Source organism: Pseudomonas sp. Y3 TE3536, from assembly GCF_053629175.1.
On the sequence record NZ_JBRJHU010000001.1, the window covers coordinates 3798798 to 3819697 of the forward strand.

At 65.6% G+C, this 20900-nt stretch carries 16 protein-coding genes; 6 read left to right on the forward strand and 10 right to left on the reverse strand.

The window, feature by feature from the left end; all coding sequences use genetic code 11:
• Positions 1-49: 49 nt before the first annotated feature.
• The 3 genes from dsbG to dsbD are packed head-to-tail and all read right to left on the reverse strand — an operon-like array spanning position 50 to position 3361.
• A complete protein-coding gene (gene dsbG / locus AB7M33_RS17160) occupies positions 50-811 on the reverse strand; it encodes a thiol:disulfide interchange protein DsbG (RefSeq protein ID WP_099454857.1) in 762 nt (253 codons plus the stop codon).
• Position 812: 1 nt separating this feature from the next.
• Positions 813-1649, reverse strand: a complete 837-nt coding sequence (locus tag AB7M33_RS17165; RefSeq protein WP_454243168.1) for a prolipoprotein diacylglyceryl transferase family protein — start codon at positions 1647-1649, stop codon at positions 813-815.
• Positions 1649-3361, reverse strand: coding sequence for a protein-disulfide reductase DsbD (dsbD, locus tag AB7M33_RS17170; protein WP_454243169.1), 1713 nt, complete (start codon positions 3359-3361; stop codon positions 1649-1651). The genes AB7M33_RS17165 and dsbD overlap by 1 nt, the downstream gene beginning before the upstream one ends.
• Before the next feature lie 164 nt (positions 3362-3525).
• On the opposite strand from dsbD, the gene AB7M33_RS17175 reads away from it, so the two are divergent.
• From AB7M33_RS17175 to AB7M33_RS17185, 3 genes are all read left to right on the forward strand, one after another.
• Positions 3526-4209, forward strand: coding sequence for a response regulator (locus AB7M33_RS17175; protein ID WP_027592904.1), 684 nt, complete (start codon positions 3526-3528; stop codon positions 4207-4209).
• Positions 4206-5528, forward strand: a complete 1323-nt coding sequence (locus tag AB7M33_RS17180) for an ATP-binding protein (protein ID WP_454243170.1) — start codon at positions 4206-4208, stop codon at positions 5526-5528. Before AB7M33_RS17175 ends, AB7M33_RS17180 begins: the two co-directional genes overlap by 4 nt.
• Positions 5529-5691: 163 nt before the next feature.
• A complete protein-coding gene (locus AB7M33_RS17185; protein ID WP_027592902.1) occupies positions 5692-7083 on the forward strand; it encodes an aspartate aminotransferase family protein in 1392 nt (463 codons plus the stop codon).
• Between the two features lie 214 nt (positions 7084-7297).
• Here the strand turns inward: AB7M33_RS17185 and AB7M33_RS17190 are convergent, their stop codons facing one another.
• Both AB7M33_RS17190 and AB7M33_RS17195 read right to left on the reverse strand, forming a co-directional pair.
• Positions 7298-8266: a siderophore-interacting protein gene (locus tag AB7M33_RS17190; RefSeq protein WP_454243171.1), complete on the reverse strand. Its 969-nt coding sequence runs from the start codon at positions 8264-8266 to the stop codon at positions 7298-7300.
• A gap of 72 nt (positions 8267-8338) precedes the next feature.
• Positions 8339-9460 carry a cupin-like domain-containing protein gene (locus tag AB7M33_RS17195; RefSeq protein ID WP_265970107.1) on the reverse strand — a complete coding sequence of 374 codons (1122 nt, stop codon included), beginning with the start codon at positions 9458-9460 and terminating at the stop codon, positions 8339-8341.
• 140 nt (positions 9461-9600) lie between these two features.
• Between AB7M33_RS17195 and AB7M33_RS17200 the strand changes: the two genes are divergently transcribed.
• A complete protein-coding gene (locus AB7M33_RS17200) occupies positions 9601-10563 on the forward strand; it encodes an alpha/beta hydrolase (RefSeq protein WP_454243172.1) in 963 nt (320 codons plus the stop codon).
• Positions 10564-10710: 147 nt separating this feature from the next.
• Here the strand turns inward: AB7M33_RS17200 and pvdN are convergent, their stop codons facing one another.
• On the reverse strand, positions 10711-11994 hold the full coding sequence (gene pvdN / locus AB7M33_RS17205) for a pyoverdine-tailoring periplasmic protein PvdN (protein ID WP_454243173.1): 1284 nt from the start codon (positions 11992-11994) through the stop codon (positions 10711-10713).
• Between the two features lie 16 nt (positions 11995-12010).
• A complete protein-coding gene (gene pvdM / locus AB7M33_RS17210; protein ID WP_454243174.1) occupies positions 12011-13357 on the reverse strand; it encodes a pyoverdine-tailoring dipeptidase-like protein PvdM in 1347 nt (448 codons plus the stop codon).
• A gap of 198 nt (positions 13358-13555) precedes the next feature.
• On the opposite strand from pvdM, the gene pvdP reads away from it, so the two are divergent.
• The gene (gene pvdP, locus AB7M33_RS17215) at positions 13556-15181 is read left to right on the forward strand and encodes a pyoverdine maturation tyrosinase PvdP (RefSeq protein ID WP_454243175.1); all 1626 of its coding nucleotides are present in this window, start codon (positions 13556-13558) and stop codon (positions 15179-15181) included.
• Between the two features lie 307 nt (positions 15182-15488).
• On the opposite strand, the gene AB7M33_RS17220 is transcribed toward pvdP, so the two are convergent.
• The 3 genes from AB7M33_RS17220 to AB7M33_RS17230 are packed head-to-tail and all read right to left on the reverse strand — an operon-like array spanning position 15489 to position 20033.
• Complete coding sequence (locus AB7M33_RS17220) at positions 15489-16892, reverse strand: efflux transporter outer membrane subunit (RefSeq protein WP_027592896.1); 1404 nt, start codon at positions 16890-16892, stop codon at positions 15489-15491.
• 3 nt (positions 16893-16895) lie between these two features.
• Complete coding sequence (locus AB7M33_RS17225) at positions 16896-18860, reverse strand: MacB family efflux pump subunit (protein WP_454243176.1); 1965 nt, start codon at positions 18858-18860, stop codon at positions 16896-16898.
• On the reverse strand, positions 18861-20033 hold the full coding sequence (locus tag AB7M33_RS17230) for an efflux RND transporter periplasmic adaptor subunit (RefSeq protein WP_099428715.1): 1173 nt from the start codon (positions 20031-20033) through the stop codon (positions 18861-18863).
• A gap of 228 nt (positions 20034-20261) precedes the next feature.
• Between AB7M33_RS17230 and AB7M33_RS17235 the strand changes: the two genes are divergently transcribed.
• Positions 20262-20738 carry a sigma-70 family RNA polymerase sigma factor gene (locus AB7M33_RS17235; RefSeq protein WP_027592893.1) on the forward strand — a complete coding sequence of 159 codons (477 nt, stop codon included), beginning with the start codon at positions 20262-20264 and terminating at the stop codon, positions 20736-20738.
• Positions 20739-20900 lie beyond the last annotated feature (162 nt).

Below are 20900 nucleotides of genomic sequence, written 5' to 3' on the forward strand. Positions count from 1 at the left end.
GCGCGGGCGGCGCTCGATTTCTGCCCCACTGCAAAACTCAACACATGCGCTAGCGCTTACCCAAAATCTTCCCAAGCAGCTCCGGCCGCGGCGCCCCTTGTTGGCTCTGCAAGTTACCCTGCTCATCCTGATAGAAAATCGCCGGGGTCGCCTGCAGCCCCATTTCTTCCATCAACGCCATGTTCGCCGCCAGCTTCTGCTGCACGGCCTCTGGCACCTTCTCCAGCGGCTTGAGCGTACTGGCCTTGCCGGCCTTCTCGTGCTCTGCCAATGCTTTGGCCGGGTCTTTTGCCGCCAGCAATGCCGCCGACTTGGCGGGGCTGTCCTCGCGAATGATGCCAACCATGATGTGGCGCAGCTGCACCTTGCCCGACTCGACCCACGGCCGCGCCTGTTCCCAGAACATGTTGCAGTACGGGCAGTTGGGGTCGCTGAACAGGTACACCTTGCGCGGGGCGTCGGCCTTGCCGTCGGCGATCCAGGCGGTTTTCTCCATCTTCGCCCAGATTTCCTTGCTCATCGGCCCATACACCAGCTTGTCCAGCGGTGCGGCGCTGAGGTCTTGGCCTTGTTCGTCGAACAAGCTGCCGACCAACACATGCTTGCCATCAGGCGTCAGGTACAGGGCGATGCCGTTGTTCTGGTATTCGGCGGCGTAGCCGCGCAGGCCGTCGGGGGCGTCGAAGCTGCCCTTGATCACGGCGCCCTTGGCTTGTAGTTGCTGGATCGCCTTGGGCAGCGCGTCTTCGGCGTGCAAGGGCGGGGCGGCCAGCAGGGCCAGGGACAGGGGCAGTAGTGCAGTCAATCGCATGTTAGTTTCCTTGTGCGGCAGGGGTGGGCGCGGTGGCCCGGTCGAAAGGTTCCAAGGCATGGCGCAGGCTGGCCCGGGACAGCTCGCCAAGGTGGCTGCCGATCAGCCGGCCATTACTGTCGTAGAACAGCGTGGTGGGCAGGGCCATCGAGCCGACGCGCTGGGCCAATTGCCCGGCGCCGTCGAACAGCACGTGGGTCAGGCTCAAGCCAGTGGTGGCGAGGAAGGTGCTGACGTTCTCGGGTGTTTCACCTTGGTTGACGAACAGGAAAGTCACGTGGGGATAGTCGCCCTGGGCCTGTTGCAGCACCGGCATTTCACGCCGGCACGGCGGGCACCAGGTGGCCCAGATGTTGATGACCAGTGGCTTGCCGCGGTAACTGTGCAACGCCACGGTCTGCCCGCCGGCGTTGCGCAGGCTCAGCTCAGGCAGCTCGGTGCCTTTGCTGTACAGGTGGCTGCCCAGGCTGCTCAGGCCCCAGAACAACGCGCCGCTGAACAATGCCCAGCCCAGCGGGCGGCGCAGGCCTGGTTGACGCCAGCCTTGCCAGAGCGCGGCCAGCACGATGCCGGCAAGGCCAGACCAGAACAGGAAGCCGCCGTCGCGGATGTCGATGACCTGCACCAGGTCATCCTGGTACATCGGCCAGTAGGCCACGACGAAGCCCAGGCGCGCGCACAGCACACCGATCAGAAACAGGTTGAACAGGGCCGACTCCGGGCTTTCGCCACCGCGTCGGGCGACCCACCAGCCGACCACGCTGGCGATCACCAGGGCGGTGAGCATCAGCAGGTGGTTGAGGGCCATGGTCAGTGGCCCGAGGGTTACGGTCAGCATCAGCCTTGGCTCCTGGTCTGGGTCCAGTGTTGCAGGAACGCGGCGGCATCCACTTCACCGGTGATGCGCCGTGCGCGGCGTTCGTCGCCTTCCGGGCCGACCCAGATGATGCTGGGCGGGCCGGGTACCTGGTAGCGTTGCAACAATGCCTTGCTCGCCGGGGTGTCGGCGGTCACGTCCAGGCGCAGCAGGTGCACGCCGGCCAGGCTGGCTTGCACGTCGGCGCGGGTGAAGACGTTTTTTTCCATGACCTTGCACGACACGCACCAGTCGGCATAGTAGTCGACCATCACCCACTGGCCACGGGCTTTGGCGGCCTCCAGTTCGCGTTGCAAGTCCTCGGGGCGGTTGACGGTGACAAAGGCATCCTCGGCGTGCTGCCCGCCCGCAGGCGCGGCACCCCCCGCGAACGGGCGCAGGGGTTGCCAGAGGTCATCCCCCCCGGCGGCCGCGCCGACCAGCAACAGGGCACCCCAGAGCGCGCCCAGCAACGGCACCGCGCGCAGTGCCGGCAACCGTTGCAGGGCCGGCCAGGCGGCCCAGGCCAAGGCGATCAGCCAGGCGCCGCTCAGGGCCAGCAGCAGGCTTTCTGGCAGCAGGCTGCGCACGGTATACAGGGCCATGGCCAGGAACACGAAGCCGAACACGCCCTTGACCCGATTCATCCATGCGCCGGGGCGTGGCAGGTAGCGATTGCCCAGGGTCACCAGCAACAGCAGCGGCACGCCCATGCCCAGGCCCAGGCTGAACAGCACCAGCGCACCCTGCAGCACGTCGCCGCTCTGGGCGATATACAACAGCGCGCCGGCCAGCGGTGCGGTCATGCACGGGCCGAGCAGCAAGCCAGAAAGCGCCCCGAGCAATGCTGCGCCGTACAGGTTGCCGCCACGAGTGCCTTGGCCGGCGCGATCGAGGCGATCGCGCAGGGCAGCGGGCAACTGCAGCTCGAAAGCGCCGAACATCGGCAGCGCCAGCAACACGAACAGCACCGCCAGGCTGCCCAGCAGCCAGGGTTGCTGCAACCAGGCCTGCAGGCTGGCGCCGAGCAGCGCGGCCACTACCCCCAGGGCGGCGTACACCAACGCCATGCTCAGCACGTAGACCCCGGCCAGCAGCCAGCCGCGCCGGGCGCTGGCGCCATTGCCGAGCACCAGCCCGGCAAGGATCGGCAGCATCGGCAGCGAGCAGGGGGTAAAGGCCAGCAGCAAGCCGAGGCCGAAGAAGGCCAGCAGGCCCCAGGCCAGGTTGCCCTGTCGCAGGTTGCTGGCCAAGGCCTGGTCGCTGGCCTGATCGGCGGCGGGGGCCACGCTGCCGCCCAAGTCGATGGCGGTGGTCTGCGGTGGGTAGCACAGGCCGGCGTCGGCACAGCCTTGCCAGCCCAGGCGCAGTTGGCCTTGCGCACTGGCCGGGATCAGCAGTTCGAGCTGGTCGCGGTACACCGCGCTGTCGCCGAAGAATTCGTCATGGTGGTTGAGCGCGGGGGGCAGCTGTGGCTGCTGCTCGGGGCTCAGGCCGTCGAACTTCAGGCGCTTCTGGTACAGGTAGTAGCCTTGCTTGATCTGGAAGAACAGGCGCATCTGGCCGTCGGGTTGGCGGTCGTGGCTCAGGACAAAGGCCTGGTCGACCGGCAGGAAGTCGGATTTGACCTCGAACGGGTTGGCTTGCAGGGGGCCGGCCAGCAGGAGGGCCAGGAACAGAAAGAGGGCGCGCATGTCTTCGCCTTGGCTATACGATGAAGTGGGCCATGCTGGCCTGGGTCGATTAACCCAAGGTTAACCCGGTCCTACATCCGCCTAAACGCACGCTCAAGGTCCATAATCCCCTCTTAATCCACCCGTGGTGCAGTATCTGCCTCACTTACCCCGGAGCCCCCACCATGCACGTTCTGCTCTGCGAGGACGATGACCTGATCGCCAGCGGCATCTGCGCCGGCCTCACCGCCCAGGGCCTGACCGTGGACCGGGTAGCCAATGCCGCAGGTGCGCGGGCGATGCTCCAGGCCGCGCAGTTCGATGTGATGATCCTCGACCTCGGCCTGCCCGACGAAGATGGCCTGAAGCTGTTGCGGCGCTTGCGTCAGCAGGGCGAGACCCTGCCTGTGCTGGTGCTCACCGCCCGCGATGCGGTCACCGACCGGGTCGATGGCTTGCAAGCCGGTGCCGACGACTACCTGCTCAAGCCGTTCGACCTGCGCGAGCTGGCAGCGCGCCTGCACACCCTGCTGCGCCGGGTGGCCGGGCGCGCGGTGAATGTCATCGAGCATGGGCCGCTGCGTTACGACCCTAGCAGCTGCGAAGCCTTCCTGGCCGGGCAGCCGGTCGATCTGTCCCGACGTGAGCAGGCGCTGCTCCAGGCATTGCTGCAGAACCCTGGGCGGGTGCTGTCCAGCGAGCAGTTGAAGGACTGCGTGTACGGTTTCAGCGACGAGGTCGAAAGCAACGCCCTCAACGTGCATATCCACCACCTGCGCCGCAAACTTGGCAACGGTATCGTCGAGACCGTGCGCGGCCTGGGCTACCGGCTTGGCCCGGCGCAAGCACCGGAAGAGGCTGCTTCATGAGCCTGCGGGTACGCCTGAGCCTGATCCTGGGCAGCGCCTTCGTGATTATCTGGGTACTGGCTGCCGCGTGGATGCTGCGCGACCTGCGCCAGCAGATGATGTTCTCCCTCGACCAGCGCCTGGTGGCCTCGGCACGCATGGTGGCCGGGTTGATCGACCAGTTGCCGCAGCCGCTGGCGGCCAAGGGCGAGGACGCGCACTTTTCCGCCGACCAGTTCAGCGTGCCGGATGGCATGGCGTGCCAGGTAAGCTCGCTGCGCGGCGAGATCCTGGCCAGCAACCACAAGCATGATGGCGCCATGGATGACCAGCGCAGCGGCTTCCGTGACCAGACCATCGACGGCGCATTGTGGCGTACGTTCACCTACAACCACGGCGATGTGCGCATCACCACCGCCGACCGCCACATGGAGCGCGAGGCCCTCAACCAGTCGATCCTGCTGGCCGCCTCGGCGCCGGTGCTGATGGCATTGCTCGGCAGCCTCGGCCTGTTGTGGATCGGCTTGGGCAAGGGCCTGGAGCCGCTCAACCGGATGCGCGACGCCTTGCGTCGAAGGCGCGCCGACAGCGTCGAGCCCCTGCAGGTGGCGGGCCTGCCCAGCGAGCTGCAGCCGCTGTTGGACACGCAGAACCAGTTGTTCCTGCGGATCGCCCAAACCATCGAGCGCGAACGGCGCCTGACCGATGACGCCGCCCACGAGTTGCGCAGCCCGCTGACGGCGATCAAGACTCACCTGCAGGTGGCGCGGATGACCGACGGCGCGGTGCGTGAACAGGCACTGGAGCATGCCGAGCAAGGTACCGACCGCATGCACCGCACGCTTGAGCAACTGCTGATGCTGGCGCGTGTGGAAGGCAGCCTGTCGTTCGAGGATGGCGTGCAGTGCAGCGCCGAGCAGGTCGCCCGCCAGGCGGTGCAGGATGCCGGCGGTGGCGATAACCGTCGCATCGTATTGCGCCTGCCCGAGGAGGCCACGCAAATCTACTTGGGCATGCCCGCGCCGCTGGCAGTTGCGGCCTTGCGCAACCTGCTGGACAACGCCCTGCGCCATGGTGGCGATAGCGCGGTGGAGCTGGAGGTGCAGATGACTGACGGCCAGGTGGGGTTCATGGTGCGCGACCACGGGCCGGGCATTGCCGAAGCAGACCTGCAGCACCTGACCGAGCGTTTCTGGCGCAACGGCCAGAGTGGCGGGTGTGGGTTGGGCTTGGCGATCGTCCAGGCAATCGTGCAACGCTGTGCCGGCAGCCTGCGCTTCGACAGCCGTGGCGATGGCTTGCGGGTGCTGTTGCAGGTACCGGCGCGTTCGGGGCGTTGATATGCGGCCTGGGCCGGCCTATTGGCCGGCCCAGGCTGTAAAAATCCCACAACAACCGCTAAATCCTCCTTGCGCTGAAGCGTTCTCCAAGCGACAACTACCCGCACACATCTGCTTACAGGGGCGTGGCGGGGCACTTTCGCTTGCTTGCGAGGATCTACCCATGTCGACCGCTTCCAGCTTTGCCCAGGTCTTGCCGGCCAGTGCGCCGCAACCCCTGTACGCGTTCACCGATTCGCCCTTGCTGCAACGCCAGCAGCAACAGGAATCCAACGCCCGCAGCTACCCGCGGCGCATCCCGCTGGCCCTCAAGCGCGCCCGTGGCATCCATGTCGAAGATGTCGAAGGCCGTCAGTTCATCGACTGCCTGGCCGGGGCCGGCACCTTGGCCCTGGGCCATAACCACCCGGTGGTGATCGAGGCGATCCAGCGTGTACTGGCCGACGAACTGCCGCTGCACACCCTCGACCTGACCACGCCGGTCAAGGACCGCTTTGTTCAGGACCTGTTCGGCGTGCTGCCCGAGGCGCTGCGCCGGGAAGCCAAGGTGCAGTTCTGCGGCCCGACCGGGACCGATGCCGTTGAGGCGGCGTTGAAACTGGTGCGCGGCGCCACGGGGCGCAGCACCGTGCTGGCCTTCCAAGGTGCCTACCATGGCATGAGCCAAGGTGCGCTGAGCCTGATGGGCAGCCACGGGCCCAAGCAGCCGTTGGGTGCCTTGTTGGGCAACGGTGTGCAGTTCATGCCGTACCCGTACGACTACCGTTGCCCGTTCGGCCTGGGTGGCGAAGCGGGGGTGAAGGCTAACCTGCATTACCTGGAAAACCTGCTGCTCGACCCAGAAAGCGGTGTGCCGCTGCCGGCGGCAGTGATTCTTGAAGTGGTGCAGGGCGAGGGCGGGGTGATCCCGGCCGATATCGAGTGGCTCAAGGGCGTGCGGCGGATCACCGAGCAAGCGGGGGTGGCGCTGATCGTCGACGAGATCCAGAGCGGCTTCGCCCGCACCGGGCGGATGTTCGCCTTCGAGCATGCCGGTATCGTGCCGGACGTGGTGACCTTGTCCAAGGCAATTGGCGGCAGCCTGCCGCTGGCAGTGGTGGTGTACCGCGACTGGCTGGACACCTGGAAGCCGGGCGCCCATGCCGGCACCTTCCGTGGTAACCAGATGGCCATGGCAGCAGGTTCCGCAGTGATTAATTACCTGGTCGAACATCGCCTGGCCGAGCATGCCGAGGCCATGGGCCAGCGCCTGCGCCAGCATTTGCTTCACCTGCAGCGGGATTACCCGCAACTGGGTGATATCCGTGGGCGTGGGCTGATGCTTGGGGTGGAGTTGGTCGACCCGCAGGGCCAGCGCGATGCCCTGGGCCACCCTGTGGCCAACCGTGAGCTTGCGCCGAAGGTGCAGCGTGAGTGCCTCAAGCGTGGCCTGATCCTGGAGCTGGGTGGTCGCCATGGCGCAGTAGTGCGCTTCCTGCCGCCGTTGATCATCAGCGGCGAGCAGATCGACGACGTGGCGCAGCGGTTTGCCGAAGCCCTCAGGGCAGCTGTCTGATCATTACCGGGGCCGCCTTGCGGCCCAATCGCCGGCAAGCCGGCTCCCACCGGGTTCGGCGCGAGCTTTGGTAGCAACTGTCTTGTGGTGCTTGTTCCGGCCTCTTCGCGGGCAAGCCCACACAGGTAACTGCGCAGGCTCAGACCTTGTGAGGAACCCTGTGGGAGCCGGCTTGCCGGCGATTGGGGCGCACAGCGCCCCCGGCATTACTGCATCAGTCGAATGTGCGCCCGGCTCGCCAATACCCCATCAGCGTCAGGCAGTCTCGCGGCAATCCGCGTTCCTTGATCAAGTACCGGCGGATATCCATCACGGTCGCCGACTCGCCCGCCACCCAGGCATGGAATGCGCTGTGGCGTGTGCTGGCCTGTTCCCACAAGATGCGCGTGTCGATGTCCACCTCTTCCAGTTTCAGCCGGGGTGCGGCGCTGCCATTGGGCAGGCTGGCCAGTTCGCGCACGGCATGCTGCATGGCCTGGCCATGCGCGCAGTGCAACAGCTCGCGGGGCAGCCAGTGCACGTGGGCGGCGGCGCTGTGGCGCAGCGCCAGGCAGTCGGCCTCCAGGGGCACCTCGATAAAGGCTTGCACCGCAAGCTCGGGTTGCATGTCGGCCAATTGCTCAAGAATGCCGGCGATGGCCGGTAGCGCCGTTTCATCGCCTATCAGCAAAACATTGCGTACGCCTTGCGGCGGCTTCCATTCATAACCGCCCGGGTCACCGGCATAGGCCAGATTGGGGGCAACCATTTGCAGGCCATCGCCCACCTGGGCGTGGGTGGCCCAGGCCGAGGCAGGCCCGTTGACGCCGTGCAACACGAAATCGACATCGACCTCCAGGGCTTCCCGGCGCAAGTCTCGAATGGTGTAGGTACGCATCGGCGGGCGTTGGGCTGGCGGCAGGGCGCTGTGCGCGGCCTTCCAGTGCAGCTCGTTCGGCAGGCTCGGCAGCGAGCCATCGGGGGCCGGGAAGAACAGCTTCACGCGCTGGTCAGGGGCCAAGGTGCACATTTGCGCAACATCGGGGCCGGTGAAGACCAGGCGCGTCAGCGACGGGCTGAGGCTGATGCGCCGGGCCAGCACCAGGTCGAACACGCGGTAGGCGCTGGTGCTCGGCGAGCGGCCCTTGACCAGCCGGCGCAAGCCTTGCTGCAGCGCCTGGGACAGGCGGGTGGGGTTGGCCATGCGGGAGTCCTCTTGCAAGCGGTTTCTCTAGGAACGAGCCGACGCCACTGCAAATTAACCCCGCAGGTGCGGCTACCAGCCGCGCCCGGAATTCACCCAGAAGTTCACCGACAACGACGTCGACACCGACTGCACCTGGTGGAACCACCCTTCAGGCAGGAACAACAGGTCACCGGCCTGCAGCACCACGCGCAGGAACGGCACGTCACGCGCGGCTGGGAAGCGCTGGTAGTCCGGTGCGTCGGGGTTGAAATCGCAGCCGTCCAGGCCGCCCTTGGGGCTGGTCGACCAGGTGCCCAGCGCCGCACGGTGGTGGGGCGCAGCCAGGATGAACGACTTCTGCCCCCACACCTGGGCGAACAGGTTGTCGGTGTCGTCGCGGTGCAGGGGCGTCAGGGTGCCCTTTGGGCCGATCCAGATGCGTGGCGAGATGAAGCGCTGGCGCTCGAAGTAGTCCGGAAAGCGGATCAGGGTCAGGAGCTTTTCCGGGACGATGTTGTTGCCCATGTAAGCCGGCGTTTCGCCAGGCTTGGCCGGGGTGTCCAGCGAGGCGATGAAATCGGCCATGGAGGTCGAGCGGAAGTCGCGGTCGGTAGAGAAGGTTTTCTTGACGTAGTCACCGTGCCGGGTAATGCCTTGCAGTTCGGCGAAATGCTCAAGCGACGCTTCGCGGCCCATGGTGAACAGTGGCCAGTCCTGCAGGGCATCGCTGAGCACCACCGGTATGCCGTGCGCCAGGTAGTCGCTTTGAAACCGTTGCAGGGGCATGTCTGCCCGGGCAATGCGCTGCACCTCGCGCTGCACCGGCAGCGCGGCCGAGACCCGCTCGCTGAGGCGTGCCGGCGTTGGGTAGCGCTGGTTCATCGCCACCTTGGTCGCTGCGGCGCCTTTGCGGGCGTTGTTGATGATTTGCGGTAGCAAGGTGGCCAGGCCCATGTTGCCGGTGATCTTCAGGCGTGCGCTGGCGAACAGCTCCTCGACGTTGGCCGTGCCGCCCATGATGCCGAGGAAGTCGCGCTCGGCCACCTCGATGGTGACATCCGGGGTGCTGTGCCGGCCTGCACCGGTGCGGCTGGTGTCGCGCACTTCCGACCAGAAGGCACGGTCCGGGCCGAAGACGAACTGGAACACGCCTTCGATGCCGACGGCATGGGCGTTGGCGAACAGTTTGCTGAGGATGCTCTGAAGGTCCACGGTTAGCCTCTGACGGGATTTCGTTGTGCAGGGATAACGAGTGTGTCGGCCATCGATTTAGCGGCGCTTACGGCTAATTTTCGGTGGGCCTTCTACGTCCCGTAGGGACAGCAGTCATATTGTTCAAGCAAGGATCCGACATGGCATTGCACCCTGATCTGGCGGGATTTCTGGAGCTGGTCGAATTTGGCCGGTTGACGGGCAGAAGCCTGCCCATGCACGCGATGGACGTGGCCCAGGCCCGGGCCGAGTTCGAGGGCAGTTCGCAAGTGCTCGACCCAAGCCCGCCCGGCAGCGTGGCGGTGAGCGAGCTGCAGGTCCCGGCGCGCGATGGCGCCAGCCTGCCAGCACGGCTGTACCGCGAGGGCGGCGCAGGCGATGCCTTGCAGCCGGTGATCTTCTACCTGCACGGTGGTGGCTATGTGGTGGGCAGCCTCGACTCGCATGATTCGGTGTGCCGCCGCCTGGCAGCCATGGGCGAGTTCGCGGTGCTGGCGCCGGACTACCGATTGGCGCCGGAGCAGCAGTTTCCGATAGCGCTGCACGATGTGCTGGATGCCGCCAACTGGCTGGCCGAGCAGGCTGGGGCGTTGGGCTTGGACAACCGCCGGGTGGTGGTGGCCGGGGACAGCGTCGGTGCCAGCCTGGCCGCCGTGCTGGCCATCACGGTCGTCGAGCAGCCCGAAGCGCTGGCGTTCAAGCCGCTGGCGCAGTTGCTGTTCTACCCGGTGACAGACATTTCCTGCCAGCGCGACTCTCACCGCGAGCATGCCGAGGGGTACCTGCTGGAAACGCCTACCCTGGAATGGTTCTACCAGCACTATGCGCCGCAGCCGGAGCAGCGTCTGGACTGGCGTGTGTCGCCCTTGCTGTCGACGGTACGCGAGCCGTTGGCGCCGGCGTACCTGTTCGTGGCCGAGTACGATCCGTTGCATGACGAAGGGCTTGCCTACCGAGACTGGCTGGTGGCGGGGGGGACCGAGGTGACGTTTGCTCGGGTCGAGGGGCTGACCCATGACTTCTTGCGAATGTCCGGGATTGTGGGGCAGGTGGGGGAGATTTATCAGGATGTGGGGGGCTGGCTCAGGAAGGTTGGGGGTTAGTTTGGGGGCACTGGGGCCGCTTTGCGGCCCTTTCGCGACGCAAGGCCGCTCCTACAGGGCAGCGCTTCACCTGAGGATAGCGCTGGACGTGTAGGAGCGGCCTTGCGTCGCGAAAGGGGTGCGAAGCGCCCCCCGCATTCTTCAAGATCAACTCACCCGCCGCCCCAGCACATCGACCAAGCGGTCGATCTCGGCCTCGGTGTTCAGCAGCCCAGGCGCGGTACGCACCACCGGCCCAGCATCACGTGACACGGCATCGACGACAATGCGCTGGCTGTTGAGATACCCGGCCACGTCATCCGCATCCTGGCCCTTGACCCTGAAAAAGGTAAACCCAGCCGAGTACTGGGCACTGCGCGGCGTCACCAGTTCGACCGCTTCAACCGCCTCAAGACGCTGCTTGAGGTAGTCATTGAGCCCATGAATACGCGCCTGGATATTCGCCTTGCCCTGCTGCAGGTGCAGCTCGAATGCCTTGCCCAGCGCCCAGCGGTGCTCAAAGGCATGGTAGCCGCCTGGGGTCATGACGGTGGCGAAGTCTTCATTCTCGGAAAACGTGGCAATGGTCGGGTTCAGCTGCTTGAGCTCGGTGGAGGCCGCGCAGATGATCCCGGTGCCACGTGGCCCGAACATCCACTTGTGGGTGCCGGCGATGAAGTAGTCGCAGTTCAGGTCGGCAAAGCGCATGTCCTCGACGCCAAAGCCATGTACCCCGTCGATCACGTAAATAATGTGGTCGTTCTCGTCGCGCTGGCGATTGACCTCGCGTACCAGTGCGCCAATCTCACCCACCGGCAGCTTCACACCACTACCCGAATGGACCCAGGTCATGCCCAGTACCCGCGTCTTGGCGCTGATGGCCGCAGCCAGGGTGCCGAGTACCTGGTCGGTGCTGACCTGTGACGGGTTCTCGAACAGGCGCAAGCGGCGCACCGGCGTGCCATCGCGGGCAGTGCGGAAACTCATCGTCTGGCGCGCCGCCGAATGCTCGTGCACGGTGGTGAGAATTTCCTGCCCAGGTGCAAGCTTCAGGCCGCCATAGATCAGGCCCAGGCCTTCCGTGGTGCTGCCGGTCAGGGCGATCTGTCGGGGGTTTACCTCAAGGTAGCGACCGGCCCATTCACGCACTGCGGCCTCTTGCTTCCACTCCGCCTGGCTGTCCCAGTCAACCCTGCGCGCCGGGTGGCGGTCGAAGCTCGCACGCAAGGCCTCGATGGCCTCGCGCACCGGCTTTGGGTGTGACGTGATCAGAAAGTTGGCGAAGTGCGCGTAGGCGGGGTCCAGGTCGAACAGGCCGCGAAAGGCGGCCCAGGCGTCGCTGCCAGCGGGTGGTAATGGCGCGGCCTGAGCGCCCGGCAGCAACTGGCTGGCCAAGGGCAGGGCCGCGGCCAGCAGGCCTGCCTGCTTGAGGAAGGTACGGCGGTCGTTCATGAAGGCGCTCGCAGGGTTATCGGGACGAAGTGGTGGCGGGTTGCGCGGCGTGCTGCACCTGCTCCCACACCCGCAGGAAGTTGCCGCCCCAGAGCTTGGCGATATCGGCCTCGGAATAGCCCCGGGTGATCAGTTCGGCAGTGACGTTGCGCGCTTCGCTTGCGTCGTGCCAACCGTCGATGCCGCCGCCTTCATTGAAGTCCGAGCTCAGCCCCACATGGTCGATGCCGACCTTGCGCACCGTGTAGTCGATGGCGTCGCCGAAGTCCTTGAGCGTGGCCGGTGGCTCTTCGTCGAGGATGCCGTACAACGCGTTGGCGTACTGGCCCACCTTCTGCTCGGGCCAGCCGGCGATGACCGGGTCACCCGGCATCAGCGCGTAGTTGAGGTTGGCCAGCGGCGGCAAGTCGTAGCGGGCGCGCAGGGCGTTGAGTTTGTCCTGGGTTTTCGCGCTCAGTGGCTTGAGGTAGGTGGAGAAGGCCACCAGTTGAATCACGCCGCCGCTGTCCTTGATCAGTTGCATTTCCTTGTCGGACAGGTTGCGGGCAATGTCGACCATGGCGCGTGGCGCAGAGTGCGACGCCACCACCGGCGCGCGGCTGAGGCTGACCGCCTGGCTCAGTGCCTTGCTCGACATCTGCGACACATCGATGATCACACCCAGGTCGTTAAGGCGCTGTACGGCGCGTTTGCCGACTGGCGAAAGGCCGTCCAAAGCATCGGCGGTGTCATTGAAAAACGGCAACGGGCGCGAAGAGTCGGCCCAGCTGTTGTTGCCCACGTAGCTGAAGCCGAACATGCGCACGCCGCGGGCGGCCCAGCGGTCGAGCTGGTCGATATCGTCGCCCAGGGCATAGGCATTGAGCATGCTGAGGAACACCGCGAACTTGCCTTCGCCGTGCAGGCGTCGCATGTCTTGCGGGGTGTAGGCGATACCGACCTGTTCGGGGAAGTCGCGGACCATGGCGTCGATGGCGTTGTAGCGCACGTCCTGGGTGTGGCGTGCGGCTTCGACGAAGCCTGCGGTCGGCCGGTGCGGGCCATCGTCGCCGGTCCACGATTCGGGCCAGGCGAAGATCGTCAGCGCGGCGCCAGACAGCCGCCCGCGCGCGGCCTTGGCCAGGTCGAAGCGGCCATTGCCATCCTTGTCGGCCTCGCTGCCCTCAGTGCCGAAAGTCAGCGGCAGGGTGACATGGCTGTCGAACGAGATGATGCGTTCCTGCAGGTCGTTGGCCTGGCGCACCACCTCTCTGGAGTAGCCGGCCGGCGTGGTGAAGTAGTGCCAGGCGGCAAATCCGGCACCTGCGGTCACGGCCGCGGCCAGGCTGATAAACAGGGCTTTTTTCCAGCGTGGAGTCGTCATCTTGGTCTCAGTAGGTTCACCGTCGAGGGATGGGCACAGAGGCCGCCGCTACCTGGAGTGAACGAGCCCACCCCGTGGAAATTTAGCCAGCCGTGGCGGCGCCCCTGCGTCGGCAGCGGTAAATTTCGCGGTGTGGACAACGTTCTAGCCTTGGACGGGCTGTGCTCCACGGCCGCAATAAATGCACAGGTAGTTGCAATGACGATTTCTCGACGCGGGTTCATCGCCGGTGTGGCATTGACGGGCGTGGTGGTGCCCGGTGCGTTGTATGTACAGCGCCAGCGGGCCGCCGAGGCGTTTCCGGAAACCCCTGGCGAGGCGGTCGTCGAACGGGCTGATACGCACCTGCAGCAGTTGGGTGACACCTTGCGCGGGATCTGGCGCTGGACCTTGCATGGCAAGGACGCGGGCCTGCAAGGGTTGCCTGAGGGCGAGCTGGAGCTGTTCCTGGATGTTGCGCCCAGTGGGCGGGCGTTGCGCGGCTACTTGGATACCCCCGAGCGCCTACGCAGCGATGAACAGCCGCGTTACCGTGTGGTGGGCGACCTGCTGGCAGACAAACCGGGCACTTTACGCTGGCGCTTGTTCTCGAGCCGGCCAGGTGAGGTGCAGGCCCGCTACGAATGCCATATCGTCATCGACGAGGTCTGGGGCCGCTTCGGCAATGCCGGGCCTGCGACCCTCAACGGGCGCATTGCGCCACTGGACCGAGCGTTGTCGCTGCCGGTGCAAGACAACCACTTTCTGGCGCTGAAACACACCTTCCCCGAGGCGCGCGAGCGCACGCCGTTAAGCCCGCAACTGCTGGCCTGGTTGATCACCCCGGAGCACCGACTGTTCCACCAGTTGTGGCATTCCTCGCGTGACAAATGGCACAAGCTGGACAAAGACAAGCAAGCCGCCCTGCGCGGCTTGGGCTGGCAGCCGGGGCCGCGTGATCGGGAGCGTGACGCGCGCGGCCGTCACAAGGATCGCAACGGTTCGGGTGAGGATTTCTTTTTCATGCACCGGCACATGCTTGGCAGTGCCCGTGCCTTGCAGGACCTGCCTTCATGGACGCGGTTTCCGCAGCCACAACCGGAGCTTGAGCGCGACCGTGCCGGGTTCGCCCGCTATTGGGACAACCATGACGGCAACGCCTTGCCGCCCACCTGGTTGGCGAGTGGTGATGCGGAATACACCCAGTGGGTGCGCGACATCAAGAACCCGGATACCTACCATGGCAACTTCCAGGTCTGGGAGTCGCGTTACAGCGACCCGGACTACCTGAGCACACTGACCCTGGGCCAGTTCGGTTCAGAGGTGGAGCTGGGCCTGCATGACTGGCTGCACATGCGCTGGGCTTCGGTGCCGCGTGACCCGGCCAACGGCATGCCGGTGCCGACGGCGCGCACGCCTGACGACTTTGCAGCGCGTTGGTTTGCGGCCGAAAACGACTTTCTGGGTGACCCGTTTTCATCCCATGTAAACCCGGTGTTCTGGCACTTTCATGGCTGGATCGATGACCGCATCGAGGACTGGTTCCGCGCCCATGAGCGGGTTCACCCCGGCGAGTTGCGGCGCCTGGAAGTCAATGGCGTGCCTTGGTTTGCGCCAGGGCGCTGGGTCGAAGTGTCGGACCCTTGGCTAGGGCCTGACACCCATGGTTGCTCGACGGTGCCGGGCTTGCGGCCGGGGCGCAGCGTCGAGATGGACCCGGAGACGATGAAGCTGGCTTTGCGCATCATCTACAGCGATGAAGACCTGTTCGGTAAGTTACGGCCGAAGGTGCCCCAGCGGCCTTGGTATGCGCGCAATCTGAAGGTGGCGCAGCGGTCGCTTTGATCGTGATGGTGTGGAGGCCTGGGGTTTAGGGGGAGGGATTTTCGGTGGGTTTTAGATCGAGCGCCGCCCGCGCGGCGCATCGCGAGCAACGCTCGCTCCTACGTTTGTTTTTGGCCAATAACGCCTGTGACAGGCGCACGCGACCGCCTTGTTTGTTCGACGCGATATCGCGCCATGCGCCAAGGCGGTCGCGCGCATTTGTCCCAGGAATAACTGGCCCGAAACAAACGTAGGAGCGAGCGTTGCTCGCGATGCGCCGCGCGGGCGGCGCTCGATCTTAAACCCGCAGCAAATCCATCGCCCTACACTACCGCTCAACCTTCCACCCACCCCCCAACGCCTTGTACAGCGCCACACTCCCTTGCAGCCGTGCCAAGCGCAGCTGCGCCTGCTGATCCTGGGCCAGGTACAGGGTGCGCTGGGTTTCAAGCACGCTGAGCAGGGTCTCGGCGCCCGCGCCATAGCGCTGCTGGGCCAGCTCGAAAGCCAGGCGCGCCTCCTGCACTTCCTCGTCCTGCCACCGGCGTTGGCGGTCCACGCCGTGAATCGCATTGAGCGCTTTCTCGACATCGGCGAAACCGGCCAGGATGCTGCCCCGGTACGTCTCCAGCAACTCAGCTTGCTCGGCCTCGGCCAGGTCGCGAGAAGCGCGCAGCCGGCCGTTGTTGAAGATCGGCGCGACCAGCCCGGCGCTGAGGGTATAAAAAGAGCTGTCGAGCACATGAGCAAAGGTATTGGCGCCACTGCCCAGGTTGGCCCCTAGGGTCAGCTTGGGCAGCATCGCCGCCCTGGCCACCTGTACGTTGGCGCTGGCCGCTGCCAGCCGCGCTTCGGCGGCGGCGATGTCGGGGCGACGGGCCAGCAGTTCGCTAGGGACGCCGCTGCCAATGGACGGCCACTGCAGCGCATCGAACGCTTCACGGCTGGGCGGCAGGGCCTGCACCGGGTCGCCGAGCAGCGTCGCCAAGGTGACCCGGCTGTCTTGCCACTGCTGTTCGAGCAACGGCACTTGCCGTTCCTGGGCGGCCACCAGGCTGCGCTGCTGGGCCAGTTCCAGGCGTGTGGCCGAGCCGGTGCGCTGGCGGGCTTCGACCAGGCCCAGCACGTCACGTGCATTGCGCAGGTTGAGCCGGGCGATGTTCAGTTGCGCTTCCAGGGCCAGGCCTTGCAGGTAGCTGTCGGCCACGGCGCTGACCAAGGTTAGCTCGACCGTCTGCCGGTCGAAGCGGCTGGCATCGAGGCTGCGCAAGGCGCTGGCCCGTGCTGCGCGCAGGCCGCCCCAGAAGTCGATCTCGTAGCTGGCGCTGAGTTTCAGGTCGAACGCGGTGCTGGTGCGTTCGCTGCTGCTGACGTCCAGCTGGTCGTTGCCTTCACCCTTCAACAGCCGCTGGCGGCTGCCATCCAGGCCCAGGTTCAGTTCGGGCAGCAATGGCGCGCCAGCGATGACGGCCTGGGCCTGGGCCTGGCGCACACGCGCCGTGGCGGCCGCGAGGTCATAGGCGTTGAGCCGGGCACGCTCGACCAGGCGGTCCAGCTCGCTGCTGGCAAACGCGCGCCACCACTGTGCTGATGGCAGCTCGGTGGATGACGGCGCGGCCTCGCCTTGCCAGGCGTGCGGCGCGGCAATCCCGCTGTCAGGCGTGGGCGGCGTGCTGCAGGCGGCAAGGCTCAGGCACAAGGTCAACAGGCTGATACGGCTTGGCAAGGTCATGGATTATTCGCTGGTAAGGGCTTTGACCGGGTCGAGTCGGGCGGCTTTGCGGGCCGGCATGAAGCCGAACACGATGCCGGTGACGACAGCGCAGGCGAACGCGCCGAATATGGCAGGCAGGGCGAAGGCTACGGCAACCTCGGCCAGCATCAGGCCGCCGCCGATGGCCAGGGCCAGGACGATGCCGGCCACGCCGCCGACCATCGACAGCATCACGGCCTCGCTGAGAAACTGCCGCAGGATGTCGCGCTGGCGCGCGCCGGTGGCCATGCGGATGCCAATCTCACGAGTACGCTCGCGCACGGTCATGAGCATGATGTTCATCACCCCGATGCCGCCCACCAACAACGAAATCGCGGCAATCGCCCCCAGCATCAGCGACAGGCTATTCTGCGTGCGTGCTTCGGCCTGGATCAGTGCTGCGTCGTTGGTCAGCTCGAAATCCTGACGGCCCTGGTGACGCTGGCGCAGCAAGTGATCGATGGCCACTTCGGCTTCGTTGACCCGGGTGGAGTCGTGCGCGGCGACGGCGATGTAGTCTGGGTCGCGCTGGCCGAACAGGCGGATAGCCGCGGCGGAGTAGGGCACCGCGATGCGCCCGTCGCTGTCCTGGTCGCCGGAACTGGCGCCTTTACCGGCCAGAATGCCGACGACTTGGAAAGGCACATTGCCGATCAGGATGTATTGCCCCAGCGGGTCGCGCCCAAGGTCCAGCATCTTTTCCCGCACCTTCTGGCCGATCACCGCCACAGGCGCGGCACTGGCTTCGTCGGCCTCGGTGTAAAAGGTGCCCTCGACCGCCGGCCAGTTGAAGATCTCCGGGAACCAGATGTTGTTGCCGCCGACATAAAACTGCTGGCTGTTGTTGCCGTGGCGCACCATCAGTTTGTCGCCGATCACCGGCATGACGTGCTTGACCTGTGGCAGCTCGCCGATGGCCGCGACGTCGTCGAGGGTGATGGTGCCGGCCTGTTCACCCAGCGTTGCCGGCTTGCCATTGAGGTAGAGCACGTTCGAGCCAAACGCCGCCATTTGCGCCATGACCTGGCGCTTGCTGCCTTCGCCGACGGCCAGCATGACCACCACCGAGGCTACCCCGATGACGATGCCGAGCAGGGTCAGGGCGGTGCGAAAACGGTTGACCCACATCACTCGCCAGGCGGCCTGCAGGGCTTCGACCAGTTCACCTTTCCAGGCCCCGCGCAGGGTGGCGCCGCGGCCCAGGCGCTGGCGCAGGTCGTCGGCCTGCAGCCCTTGGCGTGTGGGGGGCGGTGGCTGCTCGGCGGCCGAATCGCTGATGATCAGGCCATCGCGGATTTCAATGACCCGCTGCGCCCGCGCCGCCACGTCGCGGTCGTGGGTAATCAGGATGATCACATGGCCCTGGCTGGCCAGTTCGTCGAGTAGCGCCATGACTTCGGTGCCGCTGTGGCTGTCGAGCGCGCCGGTGGGTTCGTCGGCGAGGATGATGTGGCCACCGTTCATCAGTGCCCGGGCAATCGATACGCGTTGTTGCTGGCCGCCGGACAACTGGTGCGGGCGGTTGCCCGTGCGGCTGGCCAGGCCCAGGCGGGTGAGCAGGGCGGTGGCGCGCGCGTGCCGCTCGCTGGCGGCGATACCGGCATAGATGGCCGGCATCTCGACGTTCTCCTGGGCCGAACCCGAGGGGATCAGGTGGTAGCCCTGGAAGACGAAGCCAAAGGCTTCACGGCGTAACCAGGCCAGTTCGTCGCTGTCCAGCTCGGCCACGTCCTTGCCCGCAAAGTGGTAGCTGCCAGCGGTTGGCCGGTCGAGGCAGCCGAGGATGTTCATCAGCGTCGATTTGCCGGAGCCGGAGGCGCCGACGATGGCGACGAACTCGCCGGGGTGGATGCGCAGGCTGATGCCCTGGAGGATGTCGACCTTGGGGGTATCGACGCCGCCGTAGGATTTACGGATGTCGATCAGTTCGATCAGGGGCGTAGTCATTCAACCTCCGCTGACGCTGGGGGCGCCGATCACCAGGCGCTCGCCTTCGCTGAGGCCGTCAAGGACCTGCACCCGCAGCCGGTCGCTCAGGCCGGTCTGGACCTGGCGTTGTTCCACTTCGCCTTTGCTGTTGAGTACCCGGGCGAGGCGCAAGCCATTGTTGTCGTCCAGTGCGGCAAGCGGCACGGTCAGCACTTGGCTGGCCTGGCCGGCGACAAAGAACACCTGCGTGGTCATCTCGGCCATCAGGGCGCCATCCGGGTTGTCGACATCCAGCAGCACGGTGTACTGCACCACCTGGCTGCCGGTGGTGCCATTGGTGGCGCTGGTCGGGCTGCCGCCGCCCTGGCTGCTCTGGTCCAGCGGTTTGGGCGGGATCGGCAGGATCTGCCGGACCGTGCTGGTCCAGCGGCGCTTGCCGCCGGCCAGGGTGGTGAAGTAGGCGGTCATGCCGGGCTTGACCTTGCCGATGTCGGCTTCCGACACCTGGGCCCAGACGGTCATTGGCGAAAGCCTGGCGATGCGCAGGATCAGAGGGGTCTGCTGTTGGGCATTGAGGGTCTGGCCTTCTCGGGCATCGACCGCTACCACGGTGCCGTCCATGGGGGCATAAATGCGCGTGTAGCCCAGTTCCGCCTCGTCGCTGCGCAGGTTGGCCTGGGCCTGACGAATCTGCGCCTGGAACATGTCGATGCGGGCCTGAGTCACCTTGAGCTGGGCATCGGCCGTCTGCACGTCTTCGTCACGGGTCGCACCGGCGGCCGCCAGGTCACGCTGGCGCTTGAGCTGCTGCTGGGCCAGTTGAAACTGTGCACGTTGCTCGGCCAGTTGTGCCTTGAGGTTGTCGATCGAGTAACGCCCGGCGTCTAGCCTGGCTTGCTGGGTGGACGGGTCGATCTCGACCAGCAGTTGGCCTTTGCGTACCTGGTCACCGGCTTCAACGTGCAGCTTGTGGATCTGCCCGGAAGCCTGGGCGCCCACGTCGACGTAGCGCCGCGGCTGCAGGGTGCCCAGGGCAGTCACGCTGCTTTCGATGTCGGCACGGGTGACGGCGACTGTGCTGATCGGCTGCGCGCCAAAGGGCAGGGTCTTCCAGGCCAGCAAACTGCCCAGGCTCAGCAGGGCCAAGCCACTGAGCAGTAGCCGACGGCGGGTGTGGGGTAAACGTCGCATGCAGACTTCCAGCCAGGAGTGAAGGCCACGCGCAGCGCAAAAGCGGCGCGCACTGAGGTCCCAGATAGACGAAGGCTAGCGGGCGGGATTTAGCGTACAGGGCAGGAGGATGTCGTGTTGCTGAGAATAATTATAATTTGTAAGATCGCACGTTGACATCACTTCGGTCCTGCACAGCTTTGTGAAAAGGCTTTCAGAAAAAGCAGCAGGGCCCTCTCAGGTAACGTCGTGGAACATTACTATCGCGAACTGGTGGGCTTCCTTTCCGCGCGCCTGGGCAGTCGTCAGGCGGCCGAAGACGTTGCGCACGATGCTTATCTGCGGGTGCTGGAGCGCACCGATGCGGAACGGATCGAGCACCCGCGTGCCTTTCTGTACCGTACCGCGCTCAACCTGGTGGTCGACCGTCACCGACGGCATCAGGTTCGCCAGGCCGAGCCACTGGAGGTGCTCGACAGCGACGAGCGTTGGCATAGCCCAGCGCCCACCCATGACATGCAGCTCGATCAGCGCCTGGCGCTGATGCAGCGCGCCCTGGATGAACTGGGCAAGGTCTGCCGCGACTGCTTCCTGTTGCGCAAGCTTGATGGCCTGTCGCATCAGCAGATTGCCGAGCACCTGGGGGTGTCACGCAGTGTGGTGGAAAAGCACATCGTCAATGCCATGAAGCACTGCCGTGTGCGCATGCGCGAGTGGGAATCCTGAAAGTCTGGTGAAAGAGAAATGAAAATTCCGTCAAGCATCGACTTGATTTATGCAGGTTTCCCGACAACTATCTAGGTAGACCCCAGCCAGGCAAAGCTTTGGCGATTGCCGTTACTGGCGCAGTATGGTCAGGGAGTGTCCCTTTTTACCTAACTGCCCAGG